This window comes from Curtanaerobium respiraculi (assembly GCF_024609215.1).
Lineage (GTDB): Bacteria > Actinomycetota > Coriobacteriia > Coriobacteriales > Eggerthellaceae > Curtanaerobium > Curtanaerobium respiraculi.
Map to the genome: position 1 here is coordinate 431,058 of NZ_JANIPD030000001.1, position 15,256 is coordinate 446,313.

A 15,256-nucleotide genomic window follows, 5' to 3' on the forward strand; every position below is an offset into this window, starting at 1 on the left:
GTCGAACCGTTCTCGTCGCCCCCGCTCAGGGCACCGAATATAGAAGAAGAGGTTGATCTCTCAACCTCTTCTGTCATGTAAAAAGTGGAGCGGGTGACGGGACTCGAACCCGCGAATACGAGCTTGGGAAGCTCGGGCCTTACCACTTGGCGACACCCGCAGCAACTAAGTAGTATATCAGACGTTCTTCAGAATGTTCTCTACGAACATGATGTTCTGATCGAGAATCTCCTCGTCGACCGCTTCCAGCACATCGTCTCCTTGCGCGTAATAGGCTGGTTTGGCGCCATCCATGCCCGCAAGCGTAACCGCTTGCAAGCCACGGCGCATCGCGACCGTCGCGGCGCTCTCGCGCCACTTCATCGAACGGACGGCGGGATTGAAGCCCGAAGCCTGCGCGGCCGAATGCAGGTACCTCTTCACACGTGACGATGACCTGCGAGAAAGGATCAGGCCTTCCTCCTCGATCGCAGTCAGATCTCCGGCTCCGATGCCTTCGAGGTTGATGACAACTGATCCCCGCAACTCGCTCGCATGCTCGGAGAGGAACGCCTTCATACCGGCATTCCCGGCATGCTCCGCACCGAGGGCGACGAACCAGACTTCGGTTGTGATGCCCGCGTTGCGGAAGCCGTACACCCTCTTCGTCTCCTCGGCGATCTGATCGCCTTCGTTCTCCGCGGCGTACTTTGCGGCGGCGAGTCCTGCAACCTCGGCGAACTCGGCGGGCATGTGCTCCACGCTCCGACGATCGCGGCGGCGCGCCTGGGCATCCTCAGCGGAAGCATCATCCCTGCCGACGGAAGAGCGGATGCGGGAGAATGCCCCACCGTTCCAACGTTTGGTTTTGCCGGGATCGTCCGTTTCGACATAATTTTCGTAATCGACGTAATCGTCGTACACGTACCCATCGTCGGGCGCTTGCCCATATTCGTAATCGCCGCTCTCATTCTGGAAGCTCTCCCGGCCTCCGCGTCGAGCCCCGACCTCGGTCGGATTGAAATTCTCGTCGACGCCTAACCATTCGGCGGCGTTCTCCTCCTCGGGCTCGTCCTTCTTCTTCCGATGGAAGAGGCGGCCCAGCAGACCGCGATGCTTATCGGGCATCTCCATGTACCCGGGACCCGCATATGCTCCAGTCACCGTCGCGTTCTCATCGAAGGCGGAATCGTCGGCATCATCGACGTAGCGCTCCTCCGGGGCGATGTCGGCGACTAGCTCGTCCCCGACGGGAGCGAAAGTTCGTTCCGCTCCGACGGCGGCAAACGAACCCGTAAGGCTGACCGCCTTGTTCTCTGGCTGAGGCGGAACCGCGGAAATCGTCCCGCTCATCGAGGGAAGCGTCTGCCGCAGGGCGGCGCGCTTATTATCGGGCAGCTGGGCGAACTGATCGCTGCCGTTCGCCTCGATGCGGGGAATGCGGCTCGAAAGCGAGGGATCGGCAGATGCCTCCTCCGCCTGCGCCAAGGGGGCTCGCTGCTTGAAGCTGTCGAGGGGGGGGAGATCGGGCGAGGTGGCGGGGACCTGCGGAAGAGTGACCGCGGGAACGGAACGCGCGGGCTGCGGCTCCTTGCGCGCAGACACGGCTTCCGATGAGGCAATCGGGGAGATTTCGTCGGTTCCGTCGACCATGACGCGATTCTGCGTGCGGCGCTGGGCCGGTTCGACGTGGCGGGAGGGTCGCTTCTGCAGACGTTCGGCTGCAGTATCGCGCGAAGGATCAGGAGCCGTCTTAAGCTCATCTCTCAAGGACGAGACGTCGAGAGGCGGGATGGCGGTCGTCGCGCTCGGATCGGATGGGGCGGCGCCCTCCTGAACAGGCATGGTCGGTGCGTCCTGCACGGATTCGAACTTCTCGGGGGGAGCGGGCTGTGCTGGAGCGGCGGCGGGGATATCAGCAGAACGGGTGGGGATAGCCGAGAAATCGTGGGGGGGTTTGGTCCCTCCGATCTGCGGGGCAGGCGCGGAATCGGAAGCGGCCTTCGGCTCCTCTGCCACCTGCGGCCGAGGAGGGATATCATCGGGCGATTCGGGCGCGCTCACCTCGACAATGTCGCGGGCGCGGGCCTGGAGTCGCTGCTCCGCCTCATCTTCAAGGACCTTGTTCGCCTCGGCGAAGTACATGCTGCTCTCGGCAACGGCCGCGTCAAGCGCGTCCGCGTAGCGCGAGCGCTTGACCGTACCGGTGCTTCTGGGCTTGTTGGCCTTCTTCTGGGCGGCGGCGAACCAAGCAGGCACCGCATGCCCGGATTCACCGTCCGGCTCCCGCTCCTTGCTCGTCTCCTGCTCCCCGTCCGACCCATCGGACGTCTCCACTGCGGCGCCTTCCGCAGCATCAAGAGGGGCCTGCCCGGTGAACACGGCGCGGGTTTCGGCACGCTGGGAGCTCGCATCCTCTTCGGAGGCCTTCTCCGCAGGGATCCCGATGGCGGCGTTCGGTTCCACTTCGTATTCGACGGGCGCACCTTCAGGGAGAACCCCTTCCTGCTCCGCGGCGTCTAACCCGTAGATCCGCGGCTCCTGACCCTCTTCGAATTCGGGAAGCTCCTCCCACGCCCCATCTTGCACGCGCCGGGCGACTTCCACCAAGGCCGAGACACCTGCCGCGTTATTGTTGGCAGCCTCGTTGTAGGAGCTCGCGCGATGGATGACGAATTGGATCACGGGAAGCAGGGCGAGCACCGACAGTACGGCTATGAGCACCATCATGACCATGCCGACCCCGGCGAAGATGGCGATAAGCCAGAACAGGGGAAGGAGGGCGGCGGCGCAGCACACGATTTTCTGGATGATGGGGAGGAAGCTCCCGAGGACGCCGAGCTCCGGCTCGACGCGACCGCTGTCATAATTCGCAACCAATATGATTTTGCGACGGCGGGCGCGGCCCTCCTGGGCGAGCAGGTATTTTGCAATCACATTCTGGCTCACCCCGCGCTGGAACATGCGGGAAAGAACGGGTTTGTCCAGCAGCTCGAGCGCGATGAGCAATGCGCAGACGAGGGTGACGATGAACGCGGCAACCGTCAGCACCGGGAAAAAAATACCGACCAGGGACACCAGCGCGGACACGCCGAAGAGGATCGGAGAGGTCAGGCCGGGTTGATTGGAACATGCGAACTCCTCGACCTCGGCCTTGAGGCCCGCACTTTTATCGAAGCGTTCGGCGATGAATTGCGCCGCTTGGTTTTCCTCTTCCGTTCCTGCGGGCCGGGGACCGATTTCCTGCGAGAGGTATGCGATATCGTCATACAGTTCTGACATGGTGCGCCTTCCAATTGAATCGCCATTCAGAAATTTTCATTTCAATCGGATCAAGTATATCCCAAAACATGGGGTGGATACGTCGCGACCTGCCTATCCTTGCAGCTCCTCGACGATTTCGGCCATGGTGAGGATCCTGATATTCCTGCTCGGAAGCGAACGCAGGAAGGTCTTTCCGTACCCCTTGGTCGCCAACCTCCTGTCGGCGAGGACCAGATTGCCGGTATCCGTCGACGACCTGATCAGCCTGCCCGCGGCCTGCTTCACCTCGAGCACGGCGGCGGGCAGGACATAGTGGGCCCATGATTGCGAATCGATATGCTGGCGCGCCTGGGACAGGGGATCCGTCGGCTTGCCGAAGGGCAGTTTGGGGATCACCACGGTTTTGAGCGTGGCGCCGGGGGCGTCGAAGCCCTCCCAGAAGCTCTTCAGGGCGAACAGCGATAGGTGTTCGTCGGCGATGAACTCGTCGCGCAGGCCTTTCACGCTCACCCCCCATTTCTGGCAAACAACGCGCAGGTCGTGGGGTTTCAACGCGGGTTGAACGACATCGTGGCTCCGCTCCATCTCCCGGCGATTGGTGAACAGCGTGAGGGTGCTCCCCTGTTGCGCGAGGTGGATCCCGATGAGGAATCGCGCCAACGCATCGAGATAGCTTTGGTCGTTCGGGTCGGGCATATCTGACGCAACGAACACCGACATATTCCGGTCGAAGTCGTAGCTGCTATCCAAATGGCGGGTTTCAAAGGAGGAATGCTCGCTTTGCCCGAGTCCCAATGCGGAGGTGAAGATATCGAAGGAATCATCGATGGTCATGGTGGCGGATGTGAACACGATACTGTGCGTGCGGGCGTACAAGGTCTCATTCATCTCCGCACCGACATTCATCATGAGCGCTTCCAGAGATTCATATCCCTTGAACCGACCACCTGGGTGCTTGATCAGGTGCGCTGAATACGCGTAGGTGTCCGGCCCTTCGAAGAGGATGGTCTCGCATGCGCCGATTTGGTCTTTCAACGAAAGCGCCACGCTTGCGATATCGCGTTGCGCGGAAGCTGCCGCGGGGATGTCCTCCATGAGGGATACCATACCCTGACAGGCTTTGATGAGATTTTCGGCGGCATCGCACAGGACATGGGCGAGGTCGCACAGGTTTTTGAACGAGTAGCTCGAACGCACTTCGTCGTTGATCCACACATCAACCGTGTCATATCCCTTCGACCTCGTGTTCTGGTCGAAGAACAGCAGGTCGTGGATATGGGCTATGAACTCTCGCGCCGCGTCAGCGTAGGCTGCGCCTGCACGCTGCGCACGGCCGCTGAGGGCGAACACCAGCGTGTCTCCCGGCGAGAGCCCTTCATCGGAGCCGGTGCGATCTTCGGTCGGGAGAAGCTCGGCGGCCCTCTCCTCGGAAATGTTCACCAGACCCACAAGGCGCCGCTCGGCTTGGGAGAACACGCTGCGGGAAGGGTCGGCGGGGGCGATCTTTCGAGTGATTCGATCAATCTCCCCGGCATCGAGTTTGCAGCTGAACGCCCGCCTGGCTTCGTCCTCGGCTCCGTGCGCCTCGTCGACCACCCAATAGCGGAGGGGAGGGAGCAACCCCCCTTCAGCGTTGATGTCGCAGAACAGCATGGTCTGATTCGTGACGACGATCTCGGCACGCTCCGCTCGCAGGCGCGATCCGTGCACGAAGCATTTGGCCCCGAAATACGGGCACTTCCTTCGGAGGCAATCTTTGCTCGTGGTGGTGATCTCGTACCGGGGCAGGGCGCGGTAGTCCAACTTCAACCCATCGATATCGTCGTATTCAGTCTGCTCGATGAACGACAGCAACGCCGCGAGCGCGGGGGCTCGGGAAATCTCCCCCTCCGCCACGTTCTTCACCCCGGGACCCTGCTGCTGCATGCGCTCCACCATGCGCAGGCACGGGTAGTGGGAAAAACCTTTCAGGCTGCAGAAATCCAATCCTCCGACGGCATCCGAGAGCAGCGGCAACTCATGGTTCACAAGCTGGTCGAGCAGGGCGTTGGTCTTGGTGGCGACACCGACTCCGATGCCGTTCTTCTTTGCGGCGATAACCGCGGGCACCAGATATGCCATGGATTTTCCAACCCCGGTTCCCGCTTCGATTGCAAGGTTCACGGATGAGGAGAAAGCGTCGTTCACTGCAAGCGCCATGACTATCTGTTCATCGCGCGCCTCGAACCTGGGATATATCGAGCCCACCATGCCGTCTGAGGAAAACGCCGCGGCGATCTCGTCCGATGAGGCGAATTCGAGCGTGCGCGCCGGGTCGGCGGCGATGTCGGCCGCGTCGTTTCGAACGGGCTGCGGGAAGGCGCTCACATTAGCCTGCCGCGTGCGCCTGAGGCTGAAGCCCTCGGCTGCCTCGTCGGCGAGTTTTTTGAAAACGTGGGATGTCGGCCATATGGACTCGTCCGCCATGCCGGCGATCTCCTTCACCAATGCGGCGGGCATGCCCCGCACCGCCGCGAGGAGGATCCGATATATCGCGCAGAGGGCCTCGACATCGGCATCCGCCCGATGGGTGGAGACCGGGGCGTCGAATGCCCTCACCAAGTCGAGCAGCCGATGCGATTTCATCCGGGGAAGGGCGATGCGCGCCAGGTCGAGCGAATCAATCCACACGTTGTCTTTCAGCGGGTATCCCGCGGCGATTTTGGTGCAGAAATGCTTATCGAAGGCTGCATTGTGGGCGACGAGGTTGCTTTCCCCCACGAATTCGGCCAGCTGCTTGACCGCCACGGTGGGAGTGGGGGCATCGGCAACATCGGAATCGTGGATATCCGTCAGGTGGACGATCTCCTCGGGGATCGAGATACCCGGATTGACGAAGGTGACGAACCACTCTCGTATCTCGCCCCGCACCATGCGCGCGGCGGCGATTTGGATCAGCTGGTCATGTTTGAACGAAACGCCGGTCGTTTCGGTGTCGATCACCACCACATCTTCATCGAGTATGCCGAAATCATCATGGAGCGCAGCATCGCGCAAACCGGCATAGCGGTCGATGATGCGCTGCGGAGTGCCTTCGATGATGTAATTATAGAGCGTGCCCGTGGGAATCAACCTGCCTTCGATCTCGGACAGCCTATCATGAATGTTGCATCGCATACATCGTGTGAACGTCCTTCAAGGAGAAATTCATGGCCCAGGTACCGTATTACGGCGCGTACGCGCGGTTCACAACCCCCGATAAGAAAATCGGCGCGACCCTTATGGGGTCCGACAACCTGGTGGGAGACCGCTATGCAATCGAATTCAGGGTCGAGGGGGGCAACCCCGTCCCCTGGCTGCGCAATCGTTTCGGCAAGCCTATCGGCACGGTGGAGGGGCCGGAGGCTCAAGAGCTGGCGCTGTGCAACGCACGTGGATGGAAGGTTAACGCGATCCTCGCATCCGTTTGCTATTCAGAGCAACCCGAGCCAGGCCTGTACTGGGGCGAGGTCGTCCTCATCTGCTACTCGAAGGCGGACGAAGAGGCTTTCGACACCTTCGTGCAGGGAGTGGGGGGTATGCTGGCGAAGGGGATCCGGCCCCAAATCGACCTGGGGCAGAGCGGCTATTCCCGCGTCGTGGAGACGAAGGGCTCATGGCTTCCGGAAACGCGGCAGAAGCAGCGCACGTCAAAGAAGGGCCAGGCAGTCATCAAGAACCACCGCTCGTTCAACGAGGGCATGATCGAAGCGGCGCGGAAGAAGAATCCCGGATGCATGGCAGTCGGGATCGCATTCGATATCGTGCTCGTGATCGCGGTGGTTTGGCTTCTGAAGTCCCTACTCGGTTTCTAAGGCGAGCTCGACCAACCTGGTGCAAAGTTCGGGAAAACTCATACCCGCAGCACGTCCCGCGTCGGGAAGCAGGCTCGTCTCCGTCATGCCGGGGTTGGTGTTCGTCTCCAAAACCCATACCTTGCCCTGCTCATCGACGATCATGTCGGTGCGGGAAACGCCCGTGCACCCCAAGGCCCTGTGCGCCGCCATCGCGCAGGACTGCGCCGCGGCGGTGAGTTCATCGCTCAAGGGCGCCGGGCAAATATGCTTCGATCCGCCGGGCGCGTACTTCGACTCATAATCGTAGAATTCGCCCAACTGCGGCACGATCTGTATCACCGGAAGAGCTTCGGGGACGTCATTGCCGAGGACGGCGACTGTCAACTCGGTGCCGGATACGAACGACTCGATGATCACCTCGTCGTCCATCGAGAACGCCTCTTTCACCGCCGCGACGACTTCCTCGGCACTTGCGCAAATCCTCACCCCCAGGGCACTGCCCTCAGTTGCCGGCTTCACAACCACTTTGGCGCCGATGTCCGCAAGGACGGCTTCCACATCAAGCGATGCCTCGTCGAACAGGGTGAGGGAGGGGGGAGTGGGGATACCCTGCGCCTCATAGTGGATTTTTGCTTTCGCCTTATCCATAGCTGTCGCACTCGACCATACCCCCGGCCCGGTGTAGGGAATTCCGAGCACTTGCAACATACCCTGCATCGACCCGTCCTCCCCTCCTTTGCCGTGCAGGCAGAGGAAGGCGACATCGAAGTCCCCTTCGATCAAGGCGATAAGGTCCTCTTTGATCGCGGGGTCGAATTCCCTCACATCGAATCCCGCCGTCCTGAGCGCGGCACCGGCACCCTTCCCGGATTCAAGGGAAATCTGTCGTTCCCCGCTTGTTCCGCCGGCAAGCAATGCAACCTTGATATTATCAGGCGCAATATTCATGGACCCTCCTTCCCTTCGATGAATCACGAGGTAGAGTGTAGCAAATCGAACCGACCTCTCTTTGAGAACCGCGGTGGCCCCATGGAACCCATCAATTCATTTTCGCTCGAACAATTCCCGCAGGTGGTAGAGACATTCGGTCAACCACGATTCAGGGCAAGACAGCTTGCCCAATGGTTGTATGCCAAGGGCGCGGAGTCATACGACCAAATGAGCAACTTGCCCATCTCGTTCAGAAAACGCCTCGCGGAGGAAGTACCCTTAGACATCCCCCTTGTGGTCGACCGGCGCGTCTCCAAGGACGGATCGCGGAAGTACCTCCTCGAATTCCATGATGGCGCGCGGGTGGAGGCGGTTGGCATGCCATCACGCGACGTGAACGACCGGGGAGTCCTCCGAAGGCTCACCGTCTGCTTTTCCACTCAAGTGGGCTGCCCCATGGCATGTGCGTTCTGCGCGACGGGGAAGGAAGGGTTCACCCGCAACCTTCTCCCCGGGGAGATGGTACAGCAGGTGCTTGCCGTGCAGCGGGACTTCGAAATGCGCATCACAAATGCCGTCGCCATGGGGCAGGGCGAACCCTTCCTCAATTATGGGAACCTCATTGCGGCGCTTCATATACTGAACTCGGAATACTGCCTGAACATCGGAGCACGCCATATCACGGTGTCGACCTGCGGCATAGCAAGTGGAATCGAGGCGTTCGCACGCGAACCCGAGCAATTCACGCTTGCCCTCTCCCTCCATTCCGCCGTGCAGGAAACGCGTGATCAACTCATGCCCAAAGTCCGAAACGAGAATTGCGAGGCATTGAGAGCCGATCTAAGGGCCTATTTCGATGCCTCCGGTCGGCGAGTAAGCCTCGAGTACCTCCTGATCGAAGGTTTCAATGACGACGAGCGGCACCTTCGGGCATTACGATCGTTCTGCCGGGGCCTTCATATCCATATCAACCTGCTTCCTTTGAACGATGTGGAGGGAAGCCCGTTCAAACCGAGCTCGGATCACACCGTCAAGCACTGGATGGACGAACTTGCCCGCGCGGGGATCGAAACAAGCCTCCGTGATTCGCGCGGCGCCGATATCGACGGCGCATGCGGCCAGCTGAAGAACAAGCATTGATTTTAGCGGCCTCGTGCGGAAAATCCCGCTGGCTGCAATCCAAACCATGCGTGGAAGAGGGATGAAACCCCTTTCCTAATGATCCATCAACTCGAAGATGCGCTTTAAATCCTCTTCGTCGACGAATTCGATCTCGATCTTATTCCGTCCACGCACCGTCTTCACGCTCACCTTCGTGTTCAAGCGCTTCCTCAGCTGCCGGGCACACTTCTTGAAAGACGGCGGGGTGGGAATCCTCTTCTTCGTATTGGCATTATTCTGCGCCTGACCGGAGAAGAGCCGGGCAAGGGTCTCGGTCTCCCTCACCGAGAGCTTCTCGTTGCGCAGCTTCTCGGTAAGCTTCCTCTTCCCCTCCGGAGTCGGGACGGAGAGGATAGCGCGAGCATGCCCGGCGGTGATCTTATCCTCGAATAGCAGCTGTTGCGCTTCCTCGGGTAATTCGAGGAGCCTCAGCGCGTTGGCGATGGTCGAGCGCCCTTTGGATACGACCTGCGCGACGTCGGACTGCGTCATCCCGTTGCGCTCCATCAGGCGCTTGTACCCGTAAGCCTCCTCGATGGGGTTCAAATCGGACCGTTGAATATTCTCGATCAAAGCGAGCTCGAGGGCCTTGTCGTCGTCCGCTTCCTTCTCCCGGATGGGGATGGTCTTCAGACCGGCGCGCTTGCACGCCTGCCACCGGCGTTCTCCGGCTATGATTTGATACCGCATGCCGACCTTGCGGACGAGCACAGGTTGCAAAAGCCCATCGCGCTCAATCGAGGTCGCAAGCTCCTCTATCTCTTCCTCTTTGAAGTTCGTGCGTGGCTGGTTCGGATTGGGTTCCACGAGATCGATATCCACCTCGTCCGCCTGCTTAATCTCACGCTTCTCGCGCACCACGACCTCTTTGATCGTGGTGTGATCGTCTTCTTCGATATAAGGAACCGGCTTTGCCACATCGCCTCGCATCTCGGCTTCTCGCAGAGCGTTCTCTGCGCGGGAAACAGCCCTTATCTCTTGGAGGGATGCTTGGGGAGGTCGGGCGGGACGTTCCTGTATCCGAGCGGCGGCGGCGGCTTCCTCCGTCACCGTGGTCATCACCTGAGCTTTGCCTTTTTCCGATTCAGGCGAAGCGGCCGGTTTCTCAGTCGAATCGGGGGATCCCGGGATAGAAGAGAATTCGGAGATGGGCTCTTTCGGTTTTTCAGCGGGTTCCTGTCCGAGTTCGACGCGACTTTCCCCTATAAGGGAATTCAATCCTCTGCCCAAACCACTTCTCTTCTTAGCCACGGGCAATCACTTCCTTCGCAATATTCACGTATGCTTCCGCCCCCTTGCCCTTCGGATCATATTCGGTAATGGGCAGACCGTAGCTCGGAGCCTCGGAGAGCTTCACCGTTCGGGGAATCATAGCCTCGAATACTTGCTTCCCGAAATAATGTCTTACTTCCTCGGCGACTTGGCGCGACAGCGTGGTGCGCCCATCGAACATCGTGAGCAACACCCCAAAGATATCGAGCGACGGATTTAGGAGGCTTTTGACACGTTTCATTGAATCAAGGAGTTTTGTCACACCTTCCAATGCATAGAATTCGCATTGGATGGGGATGAGGAGTTTGTCCGATGCGACGAGCGCGTTCACGGTGAGCAGTCCGAGCGACGGCGGGCAATCGATGAAGATATAATCGTACTTGCCGCGCAGGGGACCAAGGGCATTCTTCAGGCGGTTCTCGCGGGCGATCTCGTTGACGAGCTCCACCTCGGCGCCGGCGAGGTTTATAGTGGCGGGCAAGACGTCTAATCCCTCGCAAACATCGGGGATGATCGCATCATCGACAGGAAGGTCGGAGAGCAGGACATCGTAAACATCGTTTCCTATCTCCCCCTTATCGATCCCCAACCCGCTCGTCGCATTTCCCTGCGGATCGAGGTCGACGAGGAGCACAGCCTTGTCAAGCGTACCAAGGGCGGCGGAGAGGTTGATGGCCGTCGTCGATTTGCCGACGCCACCTTTTTGGTTGATGATGCCTATTATCCGCGTGGTTCCTATGGTGTGGGTGACGCGTTTCTTCTCCGCCATCGATTTGAGGGGTTTAGAGGGAGGTTCGTATTCGTTCTCTTCTTCCTCCGCTTCCACCATCACGTCGACCTCGTCGATTTCAGATTCTTCCTCTGCGGGGATATCCCGGTTTGCCGCCTCTTCCAACTCGGATGGTGCGGTGACAGCCTCTTGCTCCGTTTTATTGCTTCTTCTAAAACTATCAAACCAGCCCAAGGGGGACTCCTAACCTAGCCAACTTGGCTGATTATACCCATGATTCGATGTTTCACGTGAAACAATTACCGATACGGGTTCTTTTGGGCCATTCCGGACCGACGTGGAAGCTTGACGGATGGATTTCCCGACCGCTGGAAGACGATGATGCTCCGATGGGTTTTCCCGTCGCTCAATAGGAACGCGCGGGTGGAGATATGCTTCATTCCAACCTTCTCCTGGATGCGCAGAGCATCATACAACTCCCCTTGGTATTCCCCGCTTTTATATGCCACGAGATGCCCTCCTTCGCAAAGGAGCGGACTCGCCAACTCGATGAGGGAGTTCAGGGAAGCGAGGGCGCGGGCCGTCACCAACGAGAACGCTCCCCTCGATATCCTGCCCAAATCCTCGATGCGTCCGTTGTATGTTGAAACGGAGTCTTCGAGGTCAAGTTTCTCGATAATATCGTCGAGCACTTTGACTTTCTTGCCGACCGACTCGACGAGGAGAAAATCCCTCCCCGTCTCGATTGCCAAGGGTATGCCGGGAAAACCAGCTCCCGATCCTATATCGGCAGCTGGTCCTGCGGGCGCTTCATCCACCTCCGGAAGAGCGGCGAGGGAATCCTCTATATGGAGAAGCATGGCGGATTCGGGCGATGCGATACGCGTGAGGTTGACCGTCTTGTTCGCCTCGATGACGAGCTCGACGTGCTTCTTCTCCTTGTCGATGGAAGAACGTTTCACGTGAAACAATATCTACAGGGGTCTCACCACGACGTGGCGGTTTGCCCCCTCGCCTTCCGATTCGGTCTCGACACCGTCGAATTCTCGCAAACGGATATGCACGATGCGGCGCTCGTACGGAGTCATGGGGCGGATTTTCATCGGACGGCCGGAGGAAAGCGCCTTCTTTGCCGTGGAAACCGCAATGGACTCGATCTTCTCACGTTGACGGGTCTTGTATCCCTCAACATCGACGACGACGGGATACCGATACCCGATCTTACGCATGGTGATCGCTGAAACGAGGAACTGGAGGGACTCGAGGGTACGGCCATGGCGTCCTATGAGCACCGCCATGTCATCTCCGGTTATATCGAGGATGAGTTCCCCTTCATCTCCCTCGTACTCGTCGATTGTGACCTCGCCGAGATCGAAGTATTTGAAGATGTCCTCAAGCAGGGCTATGGCGGTATCCGCGATATGGTCGAGTTCCTCCTCGTCCACCTGCATCTCATCGACCTTTTCGACGCCCTCGTCAGCAATCTCAAATTCTTCAGCCATCAGATAATTCCCTTCGATCGCTTCGTGCGGTATATACCAACAATCCCGCTTCAGCGGGATTGCAGCATGCGTGGCTAGCGTTTCTTAGAGGGACGCTTCTTCTTCGCCTTGCGCGTTACATCGACTTTGACCGGCTTGTCGACGATCTTCGCCTCTTCCTCGGCATCCTTCTTCTTGAGAGCGCGTGTGGTCAGCTGCTGCTGACATACGCCGAAGAGAGAGGAAACGCCCCAAAACAGCAAAACGCCGCCGGGAGAGCTCCAACCAATCCAAACCATGAACACCGTCATGAAAGCGCTGATTATGAGAGTCTGTTTGCGTTGCGGGCTGTTCGGCGTATTCATTTGCTGAAGGACCATGGGAAGGAACGTAGCGCCGGCAAACACCACAAGCAAAATCAGATAGGGGATGAAGGCCCCGATGCCCACGGCGAACGAGGAGCCGGGAGTGAGCGTCAGGTCGGGGACCAGGTGGTAGAACTGGTACGAGGAACCCGTCGTACGGCTCGCCATCTCTTGGAGCACCTGGAACAGCGCGACGAAGATGGGCATCTGCAAGAACAGGGGAAGGCAGCCTGCAATCGGGTTGAACTTCGCCTCGGCGTAAATCTTCTGAACCTCTTCCTGCTGGCGGATGGGCTCGTCAGCATACTTCGCCTGAATCTCCTGGATCAGGGGCTGAACCTTCTGCATTTGATAGCTTGACTTGATTTGCTTCTGCATAAGCGGGAATAGAATCAAGCGGAAGATGAGCGTGACCAAGAGAATAGCCATACCCCAGTCCCCGAAGATCCCATACACGCCGTTGATGCATGCAAAGATGAAATCCTTAAATGCGTCCCACACGGTGGCCTATCCTTCTTCGTTCTTCGCCGTCGGTTTTTCCGGTACCGGATCATACCCATGCGGGCCGCCCGGATGACACTTCAAAATCCTCTTTGCCGTCAGAATGAACCCTTTGCAGAATCCGAACCGCTTAAACGCGATAAGACCGTATTGCGAGCATGTGGGCTCGAAACGGCACGTTCCGGGGAAAAGGGGGGAGATTGCCACACGGTACACTTCGATGAGGAGGATGGCCAGCTTTGTCGGCAGACCCTTCACGATCGTCAATATACCATGCATGCGATCAGCCTACTTTTCCACTTCGGAGCGAATCAGCGTCTGACAAGCGAACAGCACTTTACTATACTCGACCTCGAGAATATCCCTCTTCGCGATAAAAACCACATCGTAGCCCGCCCATGGACCCCCGAGGTCGCGGACGATGGCCCTCATGCGACGCTTTGCGGTATTACGCCAGACGGCATTCCCATTCTTCTTGCCCGCAATAAAAGCAACACGACCCCTGGGGCCGTGCCGATCTTCATTTCTTTTGATAAGAAGCGAGACTGAATGTGCGTTGCATCGCTTCGCATGTGCGAACAGGGAGGAGATCTCTGTGCTGGATGTGATGGTGTCCAACACAGTCCTGTCTACACGGTCAGCCGCTTACGTCCCTTGGCGCGGCGACGTGCGAGAACGGCACGCCCACCCTTGGTGGACATGCGGGCGCGGAAACCGTGGCACTTAGCGCGCTTGTGCTTGTTCGGTTGATAGGTGCGCTTCATGGCTTATACCTTTCTTGTACGTTTAGAGCAACTATGGAAGGGTATCGTCTCCGTCGACGATTCGTCAAGGCGCATCACAGCTTATTCGTATAAAAAAATTGCATTGTGCCCGGTCACGGCGATCACACCGTATATGGTGGTGGAAATTCACATGTTCAATCGGCGGCAGATTTCCTCGCCGTAATCGGTTAGTATGCGCTTCTTGTTCATCGTCGTCTCGATCAACCCCGCCTCCTGCAATTTCTTCATCAAGGCGAAAGCGCTGCTGCTGGCGAGCCCGGTGAGATTCATCAAATCGGTCACACCGAGGGCACCTTCCTCGGCGAACACCTGCAGCACCAATTTCTCTCTCTCGCTCAAAGGAGGCAACGGGACCGTGCGCGGTCCCCCTGGCAGGGGGACGACGGGCGGCGCGGGGGCGCCAGCCAGATCGGAGGGGGCATTTCCGCTGTTGAGGCTAATCGTCACAACAGCGCCGACATCAATATTATCCTCGATGGTAATCGTCCCATGGGTCAGCTCGAGATATTCCTTCACAAGGGGAAGACCGCTCCCGACGCCGCGGATGTAGTGCTTCATCGGCTCGATGGCGGAGGTGAATCCGGGTTGCGTCGCCTTCTCCTTGTTGCGTATCCCCGGCCCTTGATCGCAGAACCGGATCGTATTCCCCCCATCGAAGATGGAGACAACCACCTCGGTGAAGCGCGCGTGGATGAAATTCTCCGTGACCTCGCGGATGGCCGAGTAGGGGATTTTCCCGCCGAGCCGGCGCTTCTGCTCATCTATCACGTCGGCGAGATGCTCGATGTAATCGGCCGTGGGAGCGGGCTCCACCTCGAAGATCCGGGGAGCCATGCGCATATCGTCATACACGGCCACGCGGGCGACGGAGGGCACGTACGAATAATCGGAGATCTCGTTCCGCTCGCTTTCCCTGTCCACCGTCCCCCCGTTCATCCCGTGGTCAAGCATTCTTTTCAGGATTTTTCATTTA

At 58.8% G+C, this 15,256-nt stretch carries 14 protein-coding genes and 1 tRNA gene; 2 read left to right on the forward strand and 13 right to left on the reverse strand.

Translation table 11 applies throughout. From position 1 onward, the window contains the following. Positions 1–85 precede the first annotated feature (85 nt). The 3 genes from NOV21_RS01850 to NOV21_RS01860 all read right to left on the reverse strand — a co-directional run bounded on the left by NOV21_RS01850 (position 86) and on the right by NOV21_RS01860 (position 6,399). Positions 86–160 (reverse strand) — tRNA-Gly (locus NOV21_RS01850). A 17-nt stretch (positions 161–177) separates the two neighbouring features. Beyond that, complete coding sequence (locus tag NOV21_RS01855; RefSeq protein ID WP_283169944.1) at positions 178–3,261, reverse strand: M28 family peptidase; 3,084 nt, start codon at positions 3,259–3,261, stop codon at positions 178–180. Positions 3,262–3,354: 93 nt separating this feature from the next. Further along, positions 3,355–6,399, reverse strand: coding sequence for a helicase C-terminal domain-containing protein (locus NOV21_RS01860; protein WP_283169945.1), 3,045 nt, complete (start codon positions 6,397–6,399; stop codon positions 3,355–3,357). 32 nt (positions 6,400–6,431) lie between these two features. Between NOV21_RS01860 and NOV21_RS01865 the strand changes: the two genes are divergently transcribed. Beyond that, positions 6,432–7,076 (forward strand): hypothetical protein, encoded by a 645-nt coding sequence (locus NOV21_RS01865; protein WP_283169946.1) that lies wholly within the window; start codon positions 6,432–6,434, stop codon positions 7,074–7,076. On the opposite strand, the gene NOV21_RS01870 is transcribed toward NOV21_RS01865, so the two are convergent. After that, entirely contained in the window at positions 7,062–8,006 is a 945-nt protein-coding gene (locus NOV21_RS01870; RefSeq protein WP_283169947.1) for a D-alanine--D-alanine ligase family protein, read from the reverse strand. The genes NOV21_RS01865 and NOV21_RS01870 overlap by 15 nt on opposite strands. An 81-nt stretch (positions 8,007–8,087) precedes the next feature. On the opposite strand from NOV21_RS01870, the gene rlmN reads away from it, so the two are divergent. Beyond that, positions 8,088–9,128 carry a dual-specificity RNA methyltransferase RlmN gene (gene rlmN, locus NOV21_RS01875; RefSeq protein ID WP_283169948.1) on the forward strand — a complete coding sequence of 347 codons (1,041 nt, stop codon included), beginning with the start codon at positions 8,088–8,090 and terminating at the stop codon, positions 9,126–9,128. Positions 9,129–9,203: 75 nt separating this feature from the next. Here the strand turns inward: rlmN and NOV21_RS01880 are convergent, their stop codons facing one another. The 9 genes from NOV21_RS01880 to NOV21_RS01920 form a co-directional block, all read right to left on the reverse strand. After that, complete coding sequence (locus tag NOV21_RS01880) at positions 9,204–10,208, reverse strand: ParB/RepB/Spo0J family partition protein (protein ID WP_283169949.1); 1,005 nt, start codon at positions 10,206–10,208, stop codon at positions 9,204–9,206. A gap of 184 nt (positions 10,209–10,392) precedes the next feature. Further along, positions 10,393–11,385, reverse strand: a complete 993-nt coding sequence (locus tag NOV21_RS01885) for a ParA family protein (protein ID WP_428978379.1) — start codon at positions 11,383–11,385, stop codon at positions 10,393–10,395. 65 nt (positions 11,386–11,450) lie between these two features. Further along, positions 11,451–12,113 carry a 16S rRNA (guanine(527)-N(7))-methyltransferase RsmG gene (gene rsmG, locus NOV21_RS01890; RefSeq protein WP_283169950.1) on the reverse strand — a complete coding sequence of 221 codons (663 nt, stop codon included), beginning with the start codon at positions 12,111–12,113 and terminating at the stop codon, positions 11,451–11,453. Positions 12,114–12,125: 12 nt separating this feature from the next. Next, positions 12,126–12,653, reverse strand: a complete 528-nt coding sequence (locus NOV21_RS01895) for a Jag family protein (RefSeq protein WP_283169951.1) — start codon at positions 12,651–12,653, stop codon at positions 12,126–12,128. 74 nt (positions 12,654–12,727) lie between these two features. After that, positions 12,728–13,498 carry a YidC/Oxa1 family membrane protein insertase gene (locus NOV21_RS01900; protein ID WP_283169952.1) on the reverse strand — a complete coding sequence of 257 codons (771 nt, stop codon included), beginning with the start codon at positions 13,496–13,498 and terminating at the stop codon, positions 12,728–12,730. A 6-nt stretch (positions 13,499–13,504) separates the two neighbouring features. Continuing rightward, entirely contained in the window at positions 13,505–13,777 is a 273-nt protein-coding gene (gene yidD / locus NOV21_RS01905) for a membrane protein insertion efficiency factor YidD (protein ID WP_283169953.1), read from the reverse strand. Positions 13,778–13,786: 9 nt separating this feature from the next. Beyond that, positions 13,787–14,119, reverse strand: coding sequence for a ribonuclease P protein component (gene rnpA, locus NOV21_RS01910; RefSeq protein ID WP_283169954.1), 333 nt, complete (start codon positions 14,117–14,119; stop codon positions 13,787–13,789). Positions 14,120–14,127: 8 nt separating this feature from the next. Beyond that, complete coding sequence (rpmH, locus tag NOV21_RS01915) at positions 14,128–14,262, reverse strand: 50S ribosomal protein L34 (RefSeq protein WP_283169955.1); 135 nt, start codon at positions 14,260–14,262, stop codon at positions 14,128–14,130. Between the two features lie 147 nt (positions 14,263–14,409). Further along, on the reverse strand, positions 14,410–15,219 hold the full coding sequence (locus NOV21_RS01920) for an ATP-binding protein (RefSeq protein ID WP_283169956.1): 810 nt from the start codon (positions 15,217–15,219) through the stop codon (positions 14,410–14,412). Positions 15,220–15,256 lie beyond the last annotated feature (37 nt).